The following is a 21,319-nucleotide window of genomic DNA, read 5'->3' as shown; positions in this document are numbered from 1 at the left end:
ATGAAAACTCCAATTCCTTTTTATTTGCAGGAAATTTTGACCCAGGTGCGAGGAAACCGCAGCGGCGCGGTGGCGGATTATATTCCCGAGCTCGCCAGGGCGGAACCGGACTACCTCGGCGTGGCCATCTGCACCACGACGGGGCACGTGTATTCAGCCGGCGATGCAGAGGTGGAATTTACCTTGCAGTCCGTGTCAAAGCCCTTTGCGTATGCCCTAGCGCTGCAGGAACTCGGCTTGGATGCGGTGCGCGAGATTGTCGGTATGGAGCCGTCCGGCGAGGCCTTCAATGAGCTTTCGCTGAACCGCTATGACCACCGGCCGGTGAATCCGATGATCAATGCGGGAGCGATTGCGGTAACGCAGCTGATTAACGGCGTGGATTCGGATCCGGCCGAGCGCGTGGAGCAGCTGCGCAGCTACTTTTCGCGGCTGGCGGGCCGCGAGTTGAAGATTGATGAAAAGGTGCGCGATTCCGAGCTGCAGGTCTCCGATAGGAACCTATCTTTGGCGCATATGCTGCGCAATTACGACATCATCCAGGATGAGGCCCACGATGCCGTCTCGACCTATGTGGAGCAGTGCTCGATTAAGGTCACGGTGCGTGACCTCGCCGTGATGTCTGCCACCCTGGCCAATGGTGGCACGCAGCCGGTGACGGGGGAGAAGATTCTCGATGCCGATGTCTGCCGCCTGACGCTTTCTGTCATGAGCTCTGCGGGCATGTACGACGGCGCTGGGCGATGGATGGCCGAGGTTGGTATCCCGGCGAAATCCGGTGTTTCGGGCGGCCTGCTGGGTACCCTGCCCGGCCAATTGGGGGTCGCGACCTTCTCGCCGCGGCTCAATAAAGAGGGCAACTCCGTCCGCGGGGTGGATGCCTTGACCTTGCTCTCGAAGGATATGGGGCTGCACTTGATGTCCACGGATGAGCGCTACGGCGTGCATCCCGTGCGCAGGATGGAGACAGAGGACGATCTCACGGTGATCTTCCTGCAGGGGCTTATCAACTTCAACGCGGCGGAGACCATCTTGCATCAGCTCACCGAATGCGAATTTGGTGAAGGCACGGTGGTGCTGGAGCTATCCCATATCACCGGATCCAACCGGATGGGCCGGCGCATGCTGAAGGAAGGCCTCCGGCGCATTCGCGAAGCCGGCTTCGATATCGCCATCGTGGATCCGGACGGCGAATTGGAGGACCGTACCATGGCGGACGGCACTGAGGTGCCCAAGGGCGAGCCGGAAGATTACGCAATCGCCGAGGAGGTAGTTTAGGTTTGGTCCACCTTACTTGGTTAAGCTAGGATAAGCTCGCACTTATCCTCAATTCGAGGAATCCGACTAACCAAGGACTCAAGATGGCATATAGATTCCCCAAGGTAATGGCCGTGGTGGCGGCCTCCGCCACCGCACTTGTAGGCTGCAGCACCGCCGAAGAAACAACCAACAACGGCGGCGGCAGCGACGATGCTGCCCTGTCCTTCACCGACCTCGCGGGCCGCGACGTAGAACTCGACAAGGCCCCCGAGCGCGTCCTGTTAGGCGAGGGCCGCTCCATCTTCGCCACCGGCATTCTCAATACCGAGGATCCTCTGGATAAGGTCGTAGGCATCGGATCCGACCTGAAGAAGAACGTGCCGGACTACTACAACGTCTTGGAAGAAAAGCTGCCCAAGGTCACTGAACTGCCGGAAGTTGGTGCTATCTCCAAAGGCGATGTCACCGTGGAAAACCTGGTGAGCTTGGATCCAGACCTCATCGTGCTGTCCAAGGACCAGTACGATGCCTCGCAAGAGGCGGGCCTGACCGAAAAGATGGACCAGGCGGGCCTTAAGTACGCCGTGACCGATTTCCGCGCCAAGCCGCTGGAAAACACCACCAAGTCCATGGAAATCTTCGGTGAGATCTTCGGCAAAGAAGAGCGCGCCAAGGAATTCAATAAAGAGTGGCAAAAGACCGTGGACCTGGTCAAGGAGCGCGCGGACAAGGTAAAGGACAAGCCCAAGACCTTCGTTTGGCGCGCGGCCGGTGTCTCGGACTGCTGTGGCTCGTGGAATGACTCCAATATCTCGCAGCTGGTCAACGTCGCCGGCGGCGATAACGTGGCCGACGGCATCATCCCAGGCGAATCCGGTGCCCTGACCCCAGAAAAGGTCCTCGAGACTGACCCAGACATGGTGATTGCCACCGGCGGCGATTGGTCCGAAATGAAAGACGATGAGGGCTACGCCGCGGTGGGCTATGGCATCGGTGAAGATGAGGCGGAGTCGAGCGTTACCAAGCTGCCGAGCCACCAGCCCGGTTTTGAGAACCTGCGCGCGGTCAAGGACCACAAACTGCACAGCATGTGGCACCAGTTCTACAACTCGCCGTTCAACTACCTAGCGCTGCTGCAGATCGCGGAATGGATCAACCCGGAGGCGTATGAGGATATGGACATCGACAAGCAGTGGATGCAAGCGCAAGAAAAGTACTCGCCGGTTGCAGGCGAGGGAACCTTTTTTAGCACGAATTAATGGTGAGCGCGGAGGTAGCTGCCCTGACGCAGCAACACAAGAAGCTCACCTGGCAGCGCATTAGCATCGTCGCGGGCCTGTGCCTTATTGCGGCGGTGGCGTTTGTGGTCAGCAACTTCGTCGGCGCCATCGACATCAGCCCCGGCGAGGTCATCAGGGGCATCGTGAATCCCTCGAGCCTGGATGACCAGACGCATACGGTGCTGTGGAAGCTGCGCTTGCCGATGGCCGTCATGGCCCTGCTCATCGGCGTCAGCCTCTCGCTGGCCGGCGCGGAGATGCAGACCATCTTGAATAACCCGCTGGCGGAGCCGTTTACCCTCGGTATTTCCGCCGCGGCGGCCTTCGGCGGTGCTAGTTCCATCGTGCTGAAGTGGCAGCTGCTAACCCAGCCGCAGTTCAACCTGGCGCTGGTGGCGTGGTTGTCTGCGGCGGTGGCGACGGCGATCATCGTCGTGGCGGCCATTATCCGGGGTGCGAAAGCGGAGACCATGGTGCTGCTGGGCATTGGCTTGGTCTTTTTCTTCCAGGCCATGCTCGCGCTTATCCAGTACCAGTCTTCGGCCGAGGCGCTCCAGCAGATCGTCTTTTGGTCCATGGGGTCGCTCACGCGCGCGAACTGGGCCGCCAACGGCGTGCTGGCGGGTGTGCTGCTGGTTGCCCTGCCCATTTTGTGGGCGCTGTCGTGGCGGCTTACGGCCTTGCGGCTTGGCGATGCCCGCGCTGCCGCCATGGGCATTAATACCGCGCGGCTACGCGTGGTGGTGCTCATCGTGGTCTCCCTCGTGGCGGCAACGACGGTGGCCTTTGCCGGCATCATCGGCTTTATCGGTCTGGTGGGCCCGCACATCGCCCGTATGCTGGTGGGCGAGGACCAGCGCTATTTCGTGCCTGCTTCCATGGCTGCCGGCGCGGCCGTGATGTGCGCGGCGCACGCGGCGAGCCTGATGATTAAGCCGGGTCTGGCCATCCCGATTGGTATTGTGACCTCGCTTTTGGGCGTGCCGTTCTTTATCGCCATCGTGATGACTCGAAGGAGGGCGCTGTGGACGTAGAGCTTACCCTGCGCGGTATAAGCGCAGCCTACGGCAAGCACACCGTGCTCGAAGCGGTAGACGTGGATACGCTGCAAGGCGGTCAACTGGTCGGCCTCTTAGGTCCCAACGCGTCCGGTAAAACCACTCTGATCAAGTCCCTTGCCGGCGTGCACCGCGGGTACAAGGGCGAGGTGGATTTCCTGGTGGAAGGAGAAAGCCCGCGGGGCAAGCGCCGCCGCCAGCTGATTGGCTACGTCCCGCAGGATCTGCCCAGCACCGCGGCGCTGCGGGCGTTTGAGACGGTGCTGATCGCGGCGCGTCGGGAAGCGTGCGAGGACCCTATTACCCGTACCGGCGAGGTGCTGCACGCGATGGGGCTGGACGCCATTGCCTCGCGCTACCTCAACGAGCTATCTGGCGGCCAGCGTCAGCTTGTCGCCGTGGCGCAGATGCTGGTGGGAAATCCCGGCCTGATGCTCTTGGACGAGCCGACGTCCGCGCTCGACCTGCATCGCCAGTTCTTCGTCCTCGAGGAGGTGCGCGAGAAGGCTAGGCGCGAAGGCAGCCTGGGGCTGGTGGCCATCCACGACATCAACCTGGCCGCGCGCATGTGCGACCAGCTGGTGGTGCTCAAATCCGGCCGTATTCGTGCCCAGGGCACGCCTGGAGACGTGCTCACGCGCGAACTGGTGGAAAGTGTTTATGGGGTAGAGCCGGACATCGTGGAGCACCGCGGTGTTCCCGTCGTCGCGCCCCAACGCGTGAAATAAGCAAAGGCCGAGCGAGATGCTCGGCCTTTTTGCTAGCCTTGAACTGCTAGCTTTGAAAACGAAAAAATCGCGAGGTGCTTGCCTCGCGATTTTACTGTTGTGCGCCATCAGGGAATCGAACCCCGAACCCACTGATTAAGAGTCAGTTGCTCTGCCAATTGAGCTAATGGCGCAGTGTTGACGTCCTGCCGTGTGGCTCTCTGTGCAACGAGTAGAAACTTTAGCACCCCGGTTGAAAAACTGTAAAATCGCCTGCTCATAGTGTATTTCTGGGGAGTATAACAGTTTGGATAATGGTGAGCTTGTTTCTGGTATTTGGGGTGGCAAGACGATAGTCTGGATTGGTCTTGAAAGAACTACTGTATTTCTAAGGTCTACTTAGTGATTATTTCCCTCCCTAATCCCCGCCGCATTGCTGCTGCGAGCATTGCGTGCATTTCCCTGGTAGTAGCCTCGTGCTCCGTTAATTCCGCCGCTGAAAACCGCTCGGGGGACCAGGAATCTACCTCGAGCTCAGCTGAGCAATCTGAGCAGAAAGAAAAGTCCAAGCTTTCCGCCTCCGTGAAGGATGGGGCAGAGGATGTCGATCCATCCAAGCCTGTCACCGTGGAATCCACCACCGAGCTCAAGAGCGTGACCATGACCAATGAGCTGGGCGTGGAAGTTGAAGAAAAACTCTCTGAGGACGGCAAGAAGTGGACTACGGCGGAGGATCTTGGCTATAACCACACTTATTCCATCGTGGCCACTGACAAGGATGGCAATAAGAAGAACCTGAGCTTTTCCACCTCCCAGGCGGCGGGCGTCGCCCAGGTGGCGATGACGCCTATCCCCGGCTCTGAGGTGGGTGTGGGCCAGGTTATCGGCGTCAATTTCGGCACCTATATCACCGACCGCAAGGCGGCAGAGGACACGATTACGGTTAAGACCAACCCAGAGGTGGAAGGCGCGTTCTACTGGGTGAATAACCAAGAGGTGCGCTGGCGCCCCAAGGAGTATTGGGAGCCGGGCACCAAGGTTGAGGTCAAGGTCGATCAATACGGCAAGGACCTCGGTGGCGGCATCTACGGCGGGGAAAATACCGGGACGGATTTCACCATCGGGGATCGCACCGTCACGCTGGTGGATAATGCCACCAAGACCATGAAGGTCTACAAGAACAAGGAGCTCTTGCGCACCATTCCGGTATCGCTGGGTCGCGATTATCAATATGACACCCCGAATGGGCGTTATGTCATTGGCGATCAGCACCAGTCGCTGCTGATGGATTCTGAGACCTTCGGGCTTGCGCACGATGCGGGCGGCTACAGCACCGAGGTGGACTGGGCTACCCAGATGTCCTATTCCGGCATTTACGTGCACTCCGCACCGTGGTCCGTGTGGGCGCAGGGTAATTCCAATACCTCTCACGGCTGCATCAACGTCACGCCAGAGGCCGCGCAGTGGTTCCAGAACACCGTCAAGCGCGGTGATATCGTCCACGTAATCAATACTTATGGTGGGACGCTTAACCCCTTGGACGGCTTGGGCGATTGGAACATGTCTTGGGAGGAATGGTCCAAGGGCAACGCGTACGCTAATCAATAATCCGCACAACTTTTAGGCGCATGGTTACAGTGGTGGCCATGCGCTTTTCTATTTTGGACCGCGGGGCGGCGGGCACACTCGATGGGATAGCCGAGCATGCGCAGCAGGTGGAGCGGCTGGGGTTTCGCAGGTTTTTCCTCGCCGAGCACCACGGCGTGCCGGGCATCCCAGCGGGCCAGCCGGGCATGTTGGCTGCACACGTAGCGGCGCGCACGCAGCGCATTCGCGTGGGCACCGCAGGCATCATGCTGCTCAACCACCCGCCGTTTCTAGTCGCGGAACAAATCAACCTCTTGGAGGCGCTGTACCCGGGCAGGATCGATATTGGGCTGGGCTCCTCAGTGGGATTTACCGTGCCGGTGCGCAAGGCGCTGCGCCAGGGCGGTCCGCTGGAGCTCAAGCCGCAGTTCGAGAACGAGGTCGGGACCCTGTTGCGCTACCTGCGCGGAGAGGAGGCGGTGACGGTGCGGCCCGAGTATGCGGGCACGCCCATCTATATCCTCGCCGGCTTCCGGTCGGTCACGGTGGCCGCGCGGCTGGGATTGGGTGTCATCCTGGGCGGGCCTGTTGAGATGCAGGAAAAGGCGGCGCGGCTCTACCGCGAGCATGCGCTTGCCGATGCCCCACCTATCATCTCCTCCCTCAATATCGCCGTCGCCGATACCGCGGACCAAGCGCGCGACCTTTTGCTGCCGGAGTCCTATGCAAAGGTCATGGCCCAGTCCACCGGGGAATTCGCGCCGCTTCGCCCGGCCCGCGAATTGGATCTAGAGGGCCTGACGAGCCAACAGCAGCGCCGCATCGACGAGTCCCTGAGCCACGACGTCTGGGGGACGGTGGGGGAAGTGGGGGAGGAACTAAGGGACATCGGCAAGCGGCTGGGCGTCGATGAGTTCCTGATTACCGGAGACATGCCGGATCTTGCCGGGAGGTCCCGCTCGGAGGAAATGGTGGTGGAGATATAAAAAAATCCCGAGCGCGGGGCTCGGGAGATTGGGGTGGCTGACGGGACTCGAACCCGCGACACCCAGGATCACAACCTGGTGCTCTACCAGCTGAACTACAGCCACCATCGTTGCGCGAAAGCAACGAGATATAGGTTAACTCACGCCGCGTAAATTACAAAAACGCCTGGTAATCGGCGGTGGTTTCGGCCTTGAGGTCCTCGGCTTCGGTAGAAGTTGGGCCCTCATCGGTGCGAAAGACGCTGCGGCGATAGAAATCGAGCTCGCGGATGGACTCGATGATGTCCTGCAGCGCGCGGTGGGCCATGCCTTTATCGGGCTGGTTGTAGTAGGCCCGCGGGTGCCAGCGCCGGGCGAGCTCCTTGATGGTGGAGACGTCGATCATGCGGTAGTGCAACGCCTCATCCAGCCGCGGCATGTAGGTGCGGATGAAGGTGCGGTCGGTGGCGATGGAATTGCCGGCTAGGGGAGCGGGGTGCTCGCAGTGCTCGTTGATGAGCGCCAGCACCGCGTCCTCGGCCTCGCGGATGGTGGTGGTGGACTGGCGGATTTCCTTGTCGAGGCCGGAGTTCGCGTGCATCTCGGTGACGAAGGAATCCATCTGGGATAGTTCCTCTTCGGTGGCGTGGACGACGAGATCGATGCCCTTGCCAAGGATATTGAGGTTACCATCCGTGATGACGGCGGCCACCTCGACGATGACGTGGCGCTCTGGGTCGAGGCCGGTCATTTCCAGGTCGATCCACACGAGGCGATCATATTTTGCGGCGATTTCGGGAGAAGACATGCGTTCCATTCTAGCCCCGGCCGGCGGGGCCCTCCGCGCGCCCCGATCTGCACCCCGAAAAGCAAAAGAAAAATTTACCTATCGTTTTACCGACACGGGGGAGTGATTTACGGCATACTTTCTATATCGTGCTTCACAAGGGAGGTGCGAATGACTAAGGAGTTTCTCGATGGCAAACTTTCTCGATGCCCTCAATTCCATAATTTGGTCGCCCGCCCTCGTGTTTTTGTGCTTGGGTGCGGGTGTTTATTTCACCGTGATAACGCGGGGCCTGCAGGTCCGTTGCCTACCGGATATGCTGCGGCAAATTTCCAAGGGCGAAAAATCTGACGACGGTGTTTCTTCCTTCCAATCGCTGATGGTCTCTCTATCCGGCCGCGTGGGCGTGGGTAATATCGCCGGCGTGTCCACGGCCATTGCCTTCGGTGGCCCGGGTGCGGTGTTCTGGATGTGGGCTGTGGCGCTTTTGGGCTCGTCCACCTCCTTCATCGAGTGCACCCTGGCGCAGATTTATAAAGAAAAGGACCAGGACACCGGCGAGTACCGCGGTGGCCCGGCTTATTACATCGAAAAGGCGTATAAGCACACCAAGGCTGCGCCGTTCATGATGGTCTATGGCATCCTCTTTGCCATCGCCATGATTTTGGCCACCAGCTACTTCCTGCCGGGCATTCAGGCCAATGCTGTGGCCGCAGCGGCCGATACCGCGTGGGGTATCAATTCCACCTGGGCCGCGGTAGTCCTGGCCGGCATTTTGGCCACCATCATTATCGGTGGCGTCAAGCGCATCGCTAACTTCGCCACCCTAGTCGTGCCGTTTATGGCTGCGATCTACATCGGCATCTCCATCGTCGTGATGCTCATCAACTACTCGCAGATCCCAGAGGTCTTTGGCCTTATCTTTAAGTCTGCCTTTAACCTCGAGGCCGGGTTCTCCGGCATGCTGGGTGTGGCCATCATGTGGGGCGTTAAGCGCGGTATTTACTCCAACGAGGCTGGCCAGGGCACCGGCCCGCAGTCCGCTGCCGCCGCGGAGGTCTCCCACCCGGCCAAGCAAGGCTTCGTGCAGTCCTTCGCCGTGTACATCGACACCCTCTTCGTGTGCTCCGCAACGGCGTTTATGATCATCTCCACGGATATGTACACCGTCTTCCGCGGCGAATCCGAGGATGGCGAGGTTGTCTACCAAGGCTCGCTTCCCGATGACGTCGCAGTCGGCCCCGGCTTCGTCCAATCCGGCCTCGATAGCGTCTTTGCTGGCTGGGGCCCGACGTTTATCGCCGTGTCCATTGCCTTCTTCGCCTTTACCACCGTGCTGGCGTACTACTACATGTCCGAGGTCAACCTGACCTACTTCAACCGTTGGGTCAAGTCCCGCGCGGTTCGTCGCGGCCTAGTATGGGCGCTGCGCATCCTGATTATCGTCTCGGTCATCGTGGGTGCTACCACGACTCCGGGCTCGGCCTGGGCGCTGGGCGATATCGGCGTGGGCACCACCGCATGGCTAAATATCATCGCCGTCCTCTTCCTGCAGGTGCCGGCGCTCAAGGTCCTGAAGGACTACGAGAAACAAAAGAAGGCGGGCAAGGATCCGGAATTCGACCCAGAGGCGGTGGGCATCAAGAATGCCGATTTCTGGGTGGACCGCAAAAACGCCCGTGCGGCGGCACAAGCGGCCAGCAAGCAAGCCGCCGGCGAGAATGCGGAACGCTAGCTCATCTGGGAATAAAACCGCCCAATGAGCGGCGCGATGACTGGGGTCGGCAGCACCTTGCTGACCACGTTCATCGCCTTTGACAAGGGGCCAGGGACCACGCGTCGCTGGCCTTTTTGCATGGCCGCGATGGTCTCTTTGGAGCAGGACTCATACGTGGTCCACAGCGCATCGGGCACGACCTTATCCACGATGGTCTGGTCCTCTTCGGCGATGGTCGCCTCACGTACCGGCCCAGGAGCTAGCAGGGTACAGCTGATGCCAGAGCCCTTGAGCTCATAGTGCAGCGCCTCCGTAAACGCATTCACCCCGGCCTTGGTAAAGACGTAGGTCGCGTTATTGGGGATGGGGATATTGCCGGCCGTTGAGCCCACATTGCAGATGGCGCCCGCACGCCGCGGGAGCATGTGTTCCAGCGCGGCGCGGGTCAGGCGGTGCACGGCGGTGCCGTTTAAGGCGAATTGGGAGGTCTCGTAGCCCCAGTCCTGGTCCATGAAGGGCCCGAAGCTGGCGATGCCGGCGGAATTGACCAAGATGGAGACTTTCTTGGAGGAGATGGTGTCAATGACCGCCTCGACGCCCTCATCGGTGGCCAAATCCGCGGGTAGGGCACTGGCCTCAATGTGGTGGCGGCGCTGAAGTTCTGTGGCTAAATCTTCCAAGATTTCGCCGCGCCGGGCAACGAGGATGACGTTATAGCCCATCGCCGCGAAATCGTGGGCCATCGCCTTGCCGATGCCCTGGCTAGCGCCCGTAACTAGGGCGTAGGAGGTACGAGATGGTGCCGGAAGTGACATTGTCGAGCCTTTCGAAGGGGGGCTAGGTTCTAAAGACCCCAGCGTAGACAAAAAGCCGGCACGCTGCGAAAAAGTCTCGAGGCATCGTAGCTTTAAGAAACGATGCCTCGAGACTTCAGACGGTGCCCCCAGCAGGACTCGAACCCGCGACACATGGGGTAGAAACCCACTGCTCTAATCCGCTGAGCTATGGGGGCTGGACAGCACACTCATATTAGCCCACAGCCACGGCGATTCCTAAGCCAGGGGGCGGGCGGAATCGTGCGCGCGCAGAATTTCGATCAATTCTTGGGCGGCAGGGGTCAGTTCGCGGTCGGAGCGATACGCCAAGATGGCATGGAATCGTGGAAGATCCTCTTTGACCGTTAGTTTAGCGATGCCCTGCGGATGCAGTGCGGGGGCGCATCGCGGCATGAAGCTGATGCCAAAGCCGCTGGAAATCATCGGGATGGCGGCATGCAGCGATGCGACGTCTTGAATGTGATCCGGCTTGTAGGAGGGGTGGTGTTCCCACAGTTCATCGTAAAGCTCCGCCATGCCGGGAAGCTCGCGGCAGTGGGGAGGAACCAGCCAGGTTTCCTCGCGCAAGTCCTGCAAGGAGACGGGGGAAGGAAGATCTGCCATGCTCTCTGGCACCGCAAGGGAGTAGTCGAATTCGGCGACGTCGTGGACGGTGAGCTCGGGGGAGTAGCGGCGGATGAAGGCTTTGGGGTCGGACGTCGGCAAGAGCGCGAGGTCCACCTGGCCCTCCAAGAGCCGCTTGATGGCGGTGGCGGCGGTGGAATCATCCAGGCTGATGCGAGCTGAGGGGTGGATTTCGGTGAGCTCGGAGAGGATGGAGGGGGTAAATTCCCAGTTCAAAATGGGACACGACGTCAGGGAGACGGTATTGGCGTTATCGCCGGTGATTTCGCTGATGTGGCGCTGGGCATCGGCCAGCAGGGCATCGACCTTAAGGGCGGTGTCATAGACATAATCACCTGCCTCCGTGGTGGTTACGCCCGAACGACCCCGGGACAGCAACTGGGTATTGAGCTCCTTTTCCAATTTGCGGATGGAAAGGCTCAGGGAGGGCTGGGTCATTTCGAGGGCTGCGGCGGCATGGGTAAAGGACCCATTGTCTACAACGGCACGGAAATAAAGAAGTTGACGGGTGTCCATAAGTCCTATCATGGCACATCCAGGGAGAAAATATGCGTTCGCTTTGCATTAGGGTGGCCCTATAGAATGCGAGCTATGGTCAATAAGCTGGTCAAAGGCACGCAGTCTGGAACGCAAAAACCCCGTCCTTCCTGGGGGATTTTTATTGCAGCAATGCTTTTTGCTGGCTTGCTCGCCGGGTTCATTTCCTTGTTCTTATTGGCGGATTCCTTGGCCGCCTTGGGCATTCCGGACCCAGGACGGATTACCACCTTCGGCCTGCCGCTGTTCCGTGGGCTGGCGTGGCTATTGATGGCGCTATCCGTGGGGTCCTTTTTGGCCTCGTCGTTTCTCATCGCCCCGCGCGGGGAGAACGATTCCCTCATCGAGGCGCCTTTATCGGTCGACGGCCATATCGCCGCCCGCACTGGCACGTGGTCGGCCTTCGGTGCTGCGGCCGTGGGGCTGGTAGAAATCCCGATGATCATGTCGGACCTGACCGGCACGCCGTTTTTTAAGGTCTTCAACCTGACCATTTTGAAAATGGCCTTTACGGAAATTTCCTCCACCATCGTGTGGGGCATTGCGGTGCTCATCGCCCTTACCGTGGGAATTATTGGCAGCCTCAGCCGCACCTGGGCCATGCAGCCGGTGCTGCTTTTGCTGTCCATCCTGCAAGTAGTCCCCATCGGCCTTGAAGGCCACTCTGCGACCGGTGGCGATCACGATTACGGCACGAACTCGCTGCTGTGGCACCTGGTATTTGTGATGCTGTGGGTGGGCGGCCTCATGGCGCTCATCGCGCATGGCCGGCGCCTGGGCCCGAACCTCCCCTTCGCGGTCAAGCGATATTCCGCCATCGCTTTCATGGCCATCGTCGTGCTGGCGGTATCCGGCCTAATCAATACGCTCATCCGGATGGATATTTCGGACCTGCCGCAATCGCCTTACGGCATTATCCTGATCACCAAGTTCGTGCTCACCATCCTGCTGGGCATTTTGGGGCTTATCCACCGCGAACTCACCATCCCGCAGTTAGATAAAAACCCGCGGCTCTTTATCCGCATCGCCATCGTGGAGCTCGCGGTCATGGCGGGCACGATTGGCGTAGCCATCACCCTGGGGCGCACCGTGCCGCCGCCACCGCGGGATCCGAACTTGAGCTCCATGCAGATCCTCATGGGCTATAACCTGCATGAGGCGCCCACGGTATTCAATATCTGGACGATGTTCCGCTTTGACATCATGTTTGGCACGATTGGCCTGCTCATGGCCGCGGCATATGGCTACTGCGTTTACCGCGTGCACAAGCGCGGGTTGAGCTGGGACAAGGGACGCACCGCGTGGTTTATGGTCGGCTCGCTGGGCCTTACGCTTGTCATGTCCACCGGCCTCGGCCTGTACATGCCCGCAATGTATTCCATCCACATGCTGGTGCACATGATTTTGTCCATGACCATTCCGCTGCTCATGGTGCTAGGCGCGCCCGTCACCTTGGTCATGGAGGCCTACGAGCCGGGTCCAAAGGGGCAGCCGAGCCCGCACGATTATGCCTTGGCGCTGACCCAATCTAAGTTCGTGCGGGTCATTACCAATCCCTTCGTGAACTTGGCGCAGTACCTCTTTTTCCTCTACGTGCTCTATCTTTTCCCGAGCCTGTACGAATTCGCCATTTCGGAGCACGCCGGCCATCTCATCATGAACTACGTGTTCCTCATTTCCGGCTACTTCTACTTCTGGGAGGTCATTGGCCCAGATCCCTTGCCTAAGCGCCATTCCACGCCCTTCCGGCTTGGCATGCTTTTCTTGTCGATGCCCTTCCACCTCTTCGCCGGGGTCTACCTGATGCAGCTGCAAACGGTGCTTGGCCTCGACTTCTATCAGTATCTCGAGCTGCCTTGGGATCAGGACTTGCTGCAGGATCAGCGCGTGGGCGGGGGTATTGCCTGGGGCTTTGGCCAATTCCCCTTGGTCATTGTCTTTGGCAAGCTCTTTTTGGATTGGCTGCGCGATGACCGCGCGACCGCACGGCGCCACGATGTGCAGGCGGAGGCGGACGACGATGCTGAGCTCGCCCGCTATAACGCGATGCTGGAGGACATGAGCCACGGCGATGAAAGCGGCTTCCGCGGGCACTAATTTATTGCCCACCTGTGGATAACCCGCCCGAAAGTGACCATCCTGGGGCCGCTTTGTTGAGGGGAACAACAAGTTATCCACAGCGCTGGGCGGCATGGCATGGTGCGGTTTGCGCTGCGGCAGCAGGATGTGAAGGCGAGCGAGGGACATACCACTCGCGAACTCACAACCTAGTAAAGGAATTTCAGCACCATGTCTCAATACCCAGTAATGTTAACCGGCCGCCTTACCCAAGATCCCATCCTGACCAAGACCTCGACCGGCGCATATAAAACCAAGCTGCGCATCGCATCCTCCCGGCGCGTTCCTGATCGCCCCGCCGATACCGGTACCGACGCCGAAAACCAACGCGGCCAGCAGCAGTGGCGCGATGTAGACCACCTCTTTATTGACGTGGAGATGTGGAACCAATTTGCCATCAACGTCAAGAAATCCCTGGCCAAGGGCATGCCGCTATTGGTCTGCGGCTCGATCGTCTCTGATCAGTGGCGCGATGATGAGGGCAAGGACCATTACCGCACCTTTATCAAGGCGCAGTATGTGGGCCTAGACCTAAACCGCCACGTCATCGGCGCAAAGCGCTTGGCGCCGCAGTATAACCAGGAAAACATCGCCATCCCTGAGCTTGGCGATAATGAGGTGGAACCGGACGTAGATAACTCCGCGCCGGGCGATACCGCCGCTGATACCGCTGCAGACCGCATCCAAGCGGGAAATAGTGCAGCAGCCCAGGACGGCGAGCAAGTAGCAACGCAAGAAGAGGAGGCCGCCGAAACCGTGCATGCATAGCGCCTGCCATCCGCCTCGGGTTCGCCCGACCCGAGGCACCTAGGCGCGCATTCTGATGTAGTGTTTGTGTAGATAAATACGTCTCCCAAATTTTTGCAAAGGGGTAAAAAGTGGGCGAATTCATCTACACGATGAAAAACGTGCGCAAGGCAATTGGCGATAAGGTCATCCTTGATGATGTCACGATGGCGTTCTACCCGGGCGCCAAGATTGGTGTGGTCGGCCCCAACGGTGCCGGTAAGTCCTCCATTCTGAAGATTATGGCCGGTTTGGATCAGCCTTCTAACGGTGAGGCATTCCTCGATCCGGGTGCCACCGTGGGCATCCTGCAGCAGGAGCCGCCGCTGAATGAAGAAAAGACCGTGCGCGGCAACGTCGAGGAGGGCCTCGGCGATATCTTTGAAAAGAAGCAGCGCTTCGAGGAAATCGCCGAAGAGATGGCGACCAATTACAGCGATGAGCTCATGGCGGAAATGGGCAAGCTGCAAGAGGACTTGGATGCCGCCGATGCATGGGAGGTTGATTCCAAGATCGAGCAGGCGATGGAGGCATTGCGCTGCCCGCCTTCCGATGCCCCGGTGACCAACCTCTCCGGTGGTGAGCGCCGCCGCGTGGCCCTGGCCAAGCTCCTGTTGACGGAGCCGGACCTGCTACTTTTGGACGAGCCCACCAACCACTTGGACGCCGAGTCCGTGGAATGGCTGGAAAAGCACTTGGCGGATTACCCAGGTGCCGTCCTAGCCGTCACCCACGACCGTTACTTCCTAGATCACGTGGCCGGCTGGATCTGTGAGGTGGACCGCGGCAAGCTGTACCCGTACGAGGGTAATTACTCCACCTACCTGGATAAGAAGCAAGAGCGCCTCCAGGTCGCCGGCAAGAAGGACGCCAAGCTGCGCAAGCGCTTGAAGGACGAGCTGGAATGGGTACGCTCCGGCGCCAAGGCTCGCCAGGCCAAGAACAAGGCTCGTTTGGAGCGCTACGAAGAGATGGCTGCAGAGGCGGAGAAGTATAAGAAGCTGGACTTCGAGGAAATCCAGATTCCTACGCCGCCACGCTTGGGCAATAAGGTCGTCGAGGCAAAGAACCTGGTCAAGGGCTTCGATGATCGCACCCTGATTAAGGACTTGTCCTTCACCCTGCCGCGCAATGGCATCGTCGGTGTTATCGGCCCGAACGGTGTGGGTAAGACCACGCTGTTTAAGACCATCGTTGGTTTGGAAGAACCGGATGATGGCTCCGTTGAGGTCGGCGAGACCGTCAAGCTGTCCTACGTGGACCAGAATCGCGAGAATATCGACCCAGAGGCTACGGTGTGGGAGGTCGTCTCCGGCGGGCTGGATTATATTCACGTTGGCCAAAATGAGATGCCATCGCGCGCGTACCTTTCCGCCTTCGGTTTTAAGGGCCCGGATCAGCAAAAGCCGTCGAAGGTGCTCTCCGGCGGTGAGCGCAACCGCTTGAACTTGGCGCTGACCTTGAAAGAGGGCGGCAACCTTATCCTTCTTGACGAGCCAACCAACGACTTGGACGTCGAAACCCTGGGTTCGCTAGAAAACGCCTTGGAGAAACTCCCGGGCTGCGCCGTTGTTATTTCCCACGACCGCTGGTTCTTGGACCGTACCTGTACCCACATTCTGGCGTGGGAAGGAAACGTTGCCGAGGGGCAATGGTTCTGGTTTGAGGGTAACTTTGGTGACTATGAGAAGAACAAGGTGGAGCGTCTGGGAGAAGACGCCGCCCGTCCTTCTCGCGTCACTCACCGCAAGCTCACCCGATAATCCCTGAGGAGAATGATGGCGACCGATAACGCGCATACCCACCAAGTGCCCACCCGCTGGGGCGATTTCGATATGTACGGCCACATGATGAACGCCAACTATATCGAGGTTGCCCAGGAGGCACGCTTGGCTTTTGCCAAGGAGAATATCTATGCCAAGGGCATCGATTTCATGGCCTTGGTGCGTCATCTCGACGTGGACTATATGCGGCCCATTCCCTTTGAGGGCAATGCCCACGTCATCGTGGAAACCTCCGTTTCCCAGATCGGTTCGTCATCCTTTACCACGACCCAGCATGTCAAGACCGCTGCTGGGGAGGTAGCGGCCACGGTGAACTGTGTGCAGGTTGTCATTGACAAGAAGAAGCACACCCCGCGCCCGTTGACGGATGAGGAAAAGGATATTCTGCAGATGAGCGCCTCTTAAACGGCGCACTGTGCACACATAGAAAGGTAGGGCCCGCAAGCCATGGTCACCGAGTCGCTTGAAGTTCGCAGCGGAGGACCTGGCTTACGGGCCCTTCTTGCGCGCGCAGTCGGGGTAGACGCGAATGCATCGGTGCGCCTGCGCCAGCTTGCCGATGACGTCGTTGATGCCTTCGTTACCACCCCCTTCGAGGTTGTCGCCTCCCGGCGGGTGCAGGGGAAAGCCTCTCGCGATGGGGCAGTGGGGTCCGCGGAGACGCTGGAGCAACAGCTCGCGAAAAACGATGGCACCGGTGTTATGGAACTCGGCCCGTCCCGCGATGCGTCGTGGCCGGGCGCATTGCCCCCGGCGACCGGCTTTAGCGTGGTAGATACCCTGCCGGTGACGGTAGTACGCGAGCTCTCGGACCAGGGGCAGAAGCTGACCCGGGAATTTTCTGGACCCATGGGCCCGCCGCCCAGCTTGCTTAATCAGACCGTGGTCACGGTTGAGGGCAACGGCCAAACGGTGGAAATTCCGATGCGGATGATCTTCGCCTGCACCAACCTGGGCTTAATTCCGGGGTTTTCTGCCTCCATGGATATTCCGCGACACCTGCGTGTATCGAGCCTTGGCCGGTGGGTGCGCCTTGATGCACCGTTTGGCAGCATCTACCGTTCCACGCGGCTATCCGTGCTGTAAAACTCCCCGAATCTGGTATTCCGTTACCCAAAACGGACAGTGATTAATACCTATAACCCAATAGTCGGGGGTAGTGGGTATCCCCGGTGCGCGCATTTTTAACCCTATATACTGCGGTATCTGGGAAAACGGGATTTTAGCTTCCACCCCCGTTCGTGAAATACGCACAAACTTATATTCTCTTTCTCATTCTGCGTTAACCTGACAGCGAGAAGTAAATTTTCGCCTCTGTAACCAACACATGAAGGAGAACCTCCGTGCGCATTTCTGTACCCAAAGAAATCATGAATAATGAAAGCCGCGTCGCCCTCACCCCAACCGAGGTGCGGACCTTGGTTACTGATGGGCACGAGCTTTTCATTGAAACGGGCGCGGGCGTCGGCGCGTCCTTCCCCGATGAGGAGTACGTAGAGGCTGGGGCCACCATCGTCGATTCTGCGGACGAGACGTGGGCCAAGGCCGAGCTCCTGCTGAAGGTAAAGGAGCCGTTGGAGTCGGAGTACCAGTACCTGCGCTCGGATCTCACCGTCTTTACCTACCTCCACTTGGCGGCGGATCGCCCGTTGACGGAGGCGCTGACGGAATCGAAGACGACCTCGATTGCCTATGAAACCGTTACGGACCGCCGCGGCACCCTGCCGCTTCTGACCCCCATGTCCCAGGTCGCCGGGCGCTTGGCCGTTATTGAGGGCTCGCACCACCTTTTGTCCACCCAGGGCGGCCGCGGCCTCTTGGTCTCCGGCATTCCGGGCACCCAGCCTGCGCGCGTGGTGGTCATCGGCGGTGGCCAGGTAGGAGCGTCCGCCGTGGCCATGGCGCACGGTCTACGCGCAGAAGTCACGGTCCTAGACGTGGATCCGCACGTCCTGCAGCGCTTTGATGACCAGTACGCCGGCGGCGTACGCACCCTGATCTCTGATCCGTCCACGCTGGATAAGGAGCTGGAGGAGGCCGATCTCGTCATTGGCGCCGTTTTGATTCCAGGCGCTGCGGCACCGAAGCTGGTGCGCGAGGAGACTGTGAAGAAGATGAAGGAGGGCGCGGTGCTTGTCGATGTCGCCATCGACCAGGGCGGCTGCTTCGAGAACTCGCGCAAGACCTCCCACGACGAGCCGACCTTCAAGGTGCACGACACCCTCTTCTACTGCGTGGCCAATATGCCCGGTGCGGTGGCCAATACCTCGGCCCGCGCCTTGGCCTCGGCGACGCTGCCGTATATCCGCGCGGTGGCTAACGACGACCTGGATGCCGCGATCGAGCGCTTCCCAGGTCTGCGCTCAGGCGTGATGACCCGCGGGGGCAAGCTGGTATCTGAGCCGGTACGCCAGGCTTTCGACTGGAAAGACTAAGCATCCGGCAGCGCTAACTTGGCGCTAGCGCACAGTAAAAGAGGCCCGCGCACTACCTAATGTGAAAGTGCGCGGGCCTCTTTGTACAGCTTGCAACGCTTGCACAGGCAGCGCTACAAGCAGTTGAAAAATTAAGGCGCTCTGTTGATGAGCATGGCGGCGACGCGCTGCATGTGATCCCAAAGCATGGTGCGATACGCCGGCGGGATGGTGTCTTCCTCGATGCTATCGAGGGACTTTCCCATGAGCTCGAGCCAGCGATCGTGGGCTTCCATACCAATGGGGAAGGTCGCATGCCGCATGCGCAGGCGCGGGTGGCCACGGTTTTCGGAGAAGTGTTGGGGACCGCCCCAGTACTGAATCAGGAACCAGGTAAGACGCTGTTCCGCGCCTTCCCAATCCTGATCCGGGTACATGGGACCAATCACGTCATCTTCTTTGACCTGGTCATAAAAGCCATGCACGAGGCGCTCAAAGGTAGGGGTGCCACCGATGGCTTCATAGACGGAATTCATTTAGGCATCGTCTCCCTTATGCGGATTGGCAATGCCGATGCCGTGTGGGTACGGGGTGGTAATGCCCTCTGCGTGCATGACGTTGAGGACGCGGGACTGGACAAAGCGCTGGACATCCCACTGGCGGCCCGGCAGCGTCTTGGTGGACACGCGGAAGGATACGTAATCCGGCTCGAACTTGGACATGCCGTCGATGCGCGGGGTGCTGAGCACCATCTTGCGGATCTTTTCGTCCTTGACGGCATCCTTGACGGCCTTGTCGATGACCTCGCCGGCAACCTCTGGGTCATTGGATAGCCCGACGGGGATTTGGATGCGGGCAACGGAGTACTCATCGGAGTGGTTAGCCACCTGCAGGATTTCGCCATTGCGGACGTACCACAGGGCACCGTCGATATCGCGGACGGTGGTAATGCGCAGGGAAATGGACTCGACGTCACCGAAGACGCCGTTGCCCAGGTCAATGACATCGCCAATGCCGTATTGATCCTCAATGAGCATGAAAATACCGGAGAGGAAGTCTCGGACCAGTTCCTGCGCACCGAAGCCGAGGGCAACACCGATAACACCGGCTGAGGCGATCAGCGGGGCGACGTTGACTTCCAACTCGTCCAGGATGGCAATGCCGGCAGAAACCCAGACCACGATGGCGACCGCCGAGCGCCCTACGCCGGCGAGGGTCTTAATGCGCGAGGCGCGGCGCGCCTCCCTGGTTTCTCGCAGGGTGTCATCCGGTTGGCCGTCCTCCGCAGACCTGCTGCGGCTGCGGCTGGGCTTTTTGAGGGTGGAGGCCTTAATGCTGTTTTTCGCCAGCCGGTTGATGAGGTGGCGCAGCGCCCAGTGCGCAATGAAGGCCAAAATGATAATGAGGCCGATGCGGATGGGTCGCTCGATAAGCCAAAGTTGAACGTTCTCGTCGTTCCAGAAGCTCGATACGGACTCTACTGCATCGTCTTTTTTCTCTGCAGCGCCCTGAGCCATGGTAAATAGGTTCGTACTCATCATTCTTTCTTGATCGTGGACACAAACTAACCGCACCCATTCTAGAGAAAATCCTGAAATCTCACTGATGGCGCCGAATCGGCAACGCGTGGAGAGGGCAGAATATAAATTGCCGAATGGCCGGTGTGGATGAACCGCTTGGTCTACGATTGGGAGGCATGACTGAACACAGCGCGCATAACTTGGCAAAAGGATTTTCATCCCGATCCATTCACGCTGGATATCACCCGGATCCGCACATGGGATCCATCAACGTGCCGATCTACGCTTCGACCACGTTCGCCCAGGATGGCCTCGCGCAACTGCGCGGCGGCTTTGAATACGGGCGTGTGGCCAACCCGACGGTGCGCTCCCTCGAGAAGACCTTGGCTGCACTGGAGGGCGCGGATTACGCCCGCGTCTTTGCCACCGGCATGGCAGCCGCCGATACGATGGTGCGCATCTTGGTGCGCCCCGGCGATCACGTCATTTTGGGCAATGATTCCTACGGCGGTTCTTATCGCCTGCTTAATGATTTCACGGAGTGGGGCGTGGAGATGTCCATTATCAACACCTGTGATGTCGATGCCGTCGCCGCTGCGGTAAAGGACAATACTAAGCTCATCTGGCTGGAAACCCCGACCAACCCGGCGCTGAATATCACCGATATTGCGGCGGTGGCTAAGGTCAAGGGCAATGCGCAGGTGTTGGTGGATAATACCTTCGCCACGCCGTACCTGCAGAACCCCCTCGCACTCGGCGCGGACCACGTTCTGCACTCCACCACGAAGTACTTGGGTGGGCATTCCGATGTCCTCGGTGGCGCCGTAGTTACCAATGACCCCGAGGTGGATGAGCAGCTGCTGTATTTCCAGGGCAACGTGGGCGTGGTCGCCTCGCCTTTCGATGCCTACCTGACTGCGCGTGGCATTAAGACCCTTGGCGTGCGCATGGATCGCCACTGCGCCAATGCGCAAAAGGTGGCGGAATTCTTACAGGCCCGCCCAGAGGTTAAGCAGGTGCGCTACCCGGGATTGGCAGAGCACCCGGGCCACGAACTGGCGGCGCAGCAGATGCGCGGGTTCGGCGGCATGATGTCCGTGCGCTTCCACGACCCAGAGCACGCCAAGCAGATTTGTTTGAATACGCGCCTTATTTGCCTGGCGGAATCGCTGGGCGGGGTGGAATCGCTCATCGAGCACCCGCAGAACATGACCCACGTTTCGGCCGAAGGATCGGAACTGGTGCCACCGGAAGACATGGTGCGCATCTCCATCGGCATCGAGGACATCGATGACCTGCTAGCGGATCTGCAGCAGGCGCTCGACGCCCTTTAAATCGC

General features: G+C 59.5%; 19 protein-coding genes and 3 tRNA genes. 14 read left to right on the top strand and 8 right to left on the bottom strand.

Annotated features, from left to right (window positions below; genetic code table 11):
* The 4 genes from QP970_RS03325 (at position 1) to QP970_RS03310 (ending at position 4,326) form a co-directional block, all read left to right on the top strand.
* On the top strand, positions 1-1,278 hold the full coding sequence (locus QP970_RS03325) for a glutaminase (protein WP_284771619.1): 1,278 nt from the start codon (positions 1-3) through the stop codon (positions 1,276-1,278).
* Positions 1,279-1,361: 83 nt separating this feature from the next.
* Positions 1,362-2,519, top strand: coding sequence for an ABC transporter substrate-binding protein (locus tag QP970_RS03320; RefSeq protein WP_284869595.1), 1,158 nt, complete (start codon positions 1,362-1,364; stop codon positions 2,517-2,519).
* Entirely contained in the window at positions 2,519-3,574 is a 1,056-nt protein-coding gene (locus QP970_RS03315; RefSeq protein ID WP_239269886.1) for a FecCD family ABC transporter permease, read from the top strand. The genes QP970_RS03320 and QP970_RS03315 overlap by 1 nt, the downstream gene beginning before the upstream one ends.
* Positions 3,565-4,326 carry an ABC transporter ATP-binding protein gene (locus tag QP970_RS03310; RefSeq protein ID WP_284869593.1) on the top strand — a complete coding sequence of 254 codons (762 nt, stop codon included), beginning with the start codon at positions 3,565-3,567 and terminating at the stop codon, positions 4,324-4,326. Before QP970_RS03315 ends, QP970_RS03310 begins: the two co-directional genes overlap by 10 nt.
* A gap of 100 nt (positions 4,327-4,426) precedes the next feature.
* Here QP970_RS03310 and QP970_RS03305 read toward each other — a convergent pair.
* Positions 4,427-4,499: transfer RNA gene (locus QP970_RS03305), tRNA-Lys, on the bottom strand.
* Positions 4,500-4,707: 208 nt separating this feature from the next.
* On the opposite strand from QP970_RS03305, the gene QP970_RS03300 reads away from it, so the two are divergent.
* Entirely contained in the window at positions 4,708-5,913 is a 1,206-nt protein-coding gene (locus QP970_RS03300; RefSeq protein WP_284869592.1) for a L,D-transpeptidase, read from the top strand.
* A 20-nt stretch (positions 5,914-5,933) separates the two neighbouring features.
* Positions 5,934-6,878 (top strand): MsnO8 family LLM class oxidoreductase, encoded by a 945-nt coding sequence (locus QP970_RS03295; protein ID WP_349837918.1) that lies wholly within the window; start codon positions 5,934-5,936, stop codon positions 6,876-6,878.
* A gap of 29 nt (positions 6,879-6,907) precedes the next feature.
* Here QP970_RS03295 and QP970_RS03290 read toward each other — a convergent pair.
* Both QP970_RS03290 and orn read right to left on the bottom strand, forming a co-directional pair.
* Positions 6,908-6,983 (bottom strand) — tRNA-His (locus QP970_RS03290).
* Between the two features lie 49 nt (positions 6,984-7,032).
* Positions 7,033-7,674 (bottom strand): oligoribonuclease, encoded by a 642-nt coding sequence (orn, locus tag QP970_RS03285; protein ID WP_284640171.1) that lies wholly within the window; start codon positions 7,672-7,674, stop codon positions 7,033-7,035.
* Between the two features lie 160 nt (positions 7,675-7,834).
* On the opposite strand from orn, the gene QP970_RS03280 reads away from it, so the two are divergent.
* Positions 7,835-9,379, top strand: a complete 1,545-nt coding sequence (locus tag QP970_RS03280; RefSeq protein ID WP_239268767.1) for an alanine/glycine:cation symporter family protein — start codon at positions 7,835-7,837, stop codon at positions 9,377-9,379.
* Here QP970_RS03280 and cmrA read toward each other — a convergent pair.
* From cmrA to QP970_RS03265, 3 genes are all read right to left on the bottom strand, one after another.
* Positions 9,376-10,176, bottom strand: a complete 801-nt coding sequence (gene cmrA, locus QP970_RS03275) for a mycolate reductase (protein ID WP_239268765.1) — start codon at positions 10,174-10,176, stop codon at positions 9,376-9,378. The two genes, QP970_RS03280 and cmrA, sit on opposite strands and share 4 nt — an antisense overlap.
* 123 nt (positions 10,177-10,299) lie before the next feature.
* Positions 10,300-10,373, bottom strand: a tRNA-Arg gene (locus QP970_RS03270).
* A gap of 40 nt (positions 10,374-10,413) precedes the next feature.
* Positions 10,414-11,337: a LysR family transcriptional regulator gene (locus QP970_RS03265; RefSeq protein WP_239268763.1), complete on the bottom strand. Its 924-nt coding sequence runs from the start codon at positions 11,335-11,337 to the stop codon at positions 10,414-10,416.
* A 66-nt stretch (positions 11,338-11,403) separates the two neighbouring features.
* On the opposite strand from QP970_RS03265, the gene QP970_RS03260 reads away from it, so the two are divergent.
* The 6 genes from QP970_RS03260 (at position 11,404) to ald (ending at position 18,481) form a co-directional block, all read left to right on the top strand.
* Complete coding sequence (locus QP970_RS03260) at positions 11,404-13,455, top strand: bifunctional copper resistance protein CopD/cytochrome c oxidase assembly protein (protein WP_370658451.1); 2,052 nt, start codon at positions 11,404-11,406, stop codon at positions 13,453-13,455.
* 192 nt (positions 13,456-13,647) lie between these two features.
* Positions 13,648-14,244 (top strand): single-stranded DNA-binding protein, encoded by a 597-nt coding sequence (locus QP970_RS03255; protein WP_239268759.1) that lies wholly within the window; start codon positions 13,648-13,650, stop codon positions 14,242-14,244.
* A gap of 110 nt (positions 14,245-14,354) precedes the next feature.
* Positions 14,355-16,025 (top strand): energy-dependent translational throttle protein EttA, encoded by a 1,671-nt coding sequence (gene ettA, locus QP970_RS03250; RefSeq protein WP_284869591.1) that lies wholly within the window; start codon positions 14,355-14,357, stop codon positions 16,023-16,025.
* Between the two features lie 12 nt (positions 16,026-16,037).
* Positions 16,038-16,451: an acyl-CoA thioesterase gene (locus tag QP970_RS03245; RefSeq protein WP_239268757.1), complete on the top strand. Its 414-nt coding sequence runs from the start codon at positions 16,038-16,040 to the stop codon at positions 16,449-16,451.
* Between the two features lie 42 nt (positions 16,452-16,493).
* Positions 16,494-17,132 carry a DUF8185 domain-containing protein gene (locus QP970_RS03240; RefSeq protein WP_239268755.1) on the top strand — a complete coding sequence of 213 codons (639 nt, stop codon included), beginning with the start codon at positions 16,494-16,496 and terminating at the stop codon, positions 17,130-17,132.
* 257 nt (positions 17,133-17,389) lie between these two features.
* Positions 17,390-18,481 (top strand): alanine dehydrogenase, encoded by a 1,092-nt coding sequence (gene ald / locus QP970_RS03235; RefSeq protein ID WP_239268753.1) that lies wholly within the window; start codon positions 17,390-17,392, stop codon positions 18,479-18,481.
* A gap of 131 nt (positions 18,482-18,612) precedes the next feature.
* On the opposite strand, the gene QP970_RS03230 is transcribed toward ald, so the two are convergent.
* Together QP970_RS03230 and QP970_RS03225 are read right to left on the bottom strand one after the other, a co-directional pair.
* The gene (locus tag QP970_RS03230) at positions 18,613-18,996 is read right to left on the bottom strand and encodes a globin (protein ID WP_239268751.1); all 384 of its coding nucleotides are present in this window, start codon (positions 18,994-18,996) and stop codon (positions 18,613-18,615) included.
* Positions 18,997-20,001, bottom strand: a complete 1,005-nt coding sequence (locus QP970_RS03225) for a mechanosensitive ion channel family protein (protein ID WP_034659037.1) — start codon at positions 19,999-20,001, stop codon at positions 18,997-18,999.
* A 155-nt stretch (positions 20,002-20,156) separates the two neighbouring features.
* Here QP970_RS03225 and QP970_RS03220 point away from each other — a divergent pair, with 155 nt between their 5' ends.
* A complete protein-coding gene (locus tag QP970_RS03220) occupies positions 20,157-21,314 on the top strand; it encodes a cystathionine gamma-synthase (RefSeq protein ID WP_284869589.1) in 1,158 nt (385 codons plus the stop codon).
* Positions 21,315-21,319 lie beyond the last annotated feature (5 nt).

This window comes from Corynebacterium sp. MSK073, from assembly GCF_030232085.1.
In the GTDB taxonomy this organism is placed as follows: domain Bacteria; phylum Actinomycetota; class Actinomycetes; order Mycobacteriales; family Mycobacteriaceae; genus Corynebacterium.
This window is presented reverse-complemented; position numbering and strand designations above follow the sequence as displayed.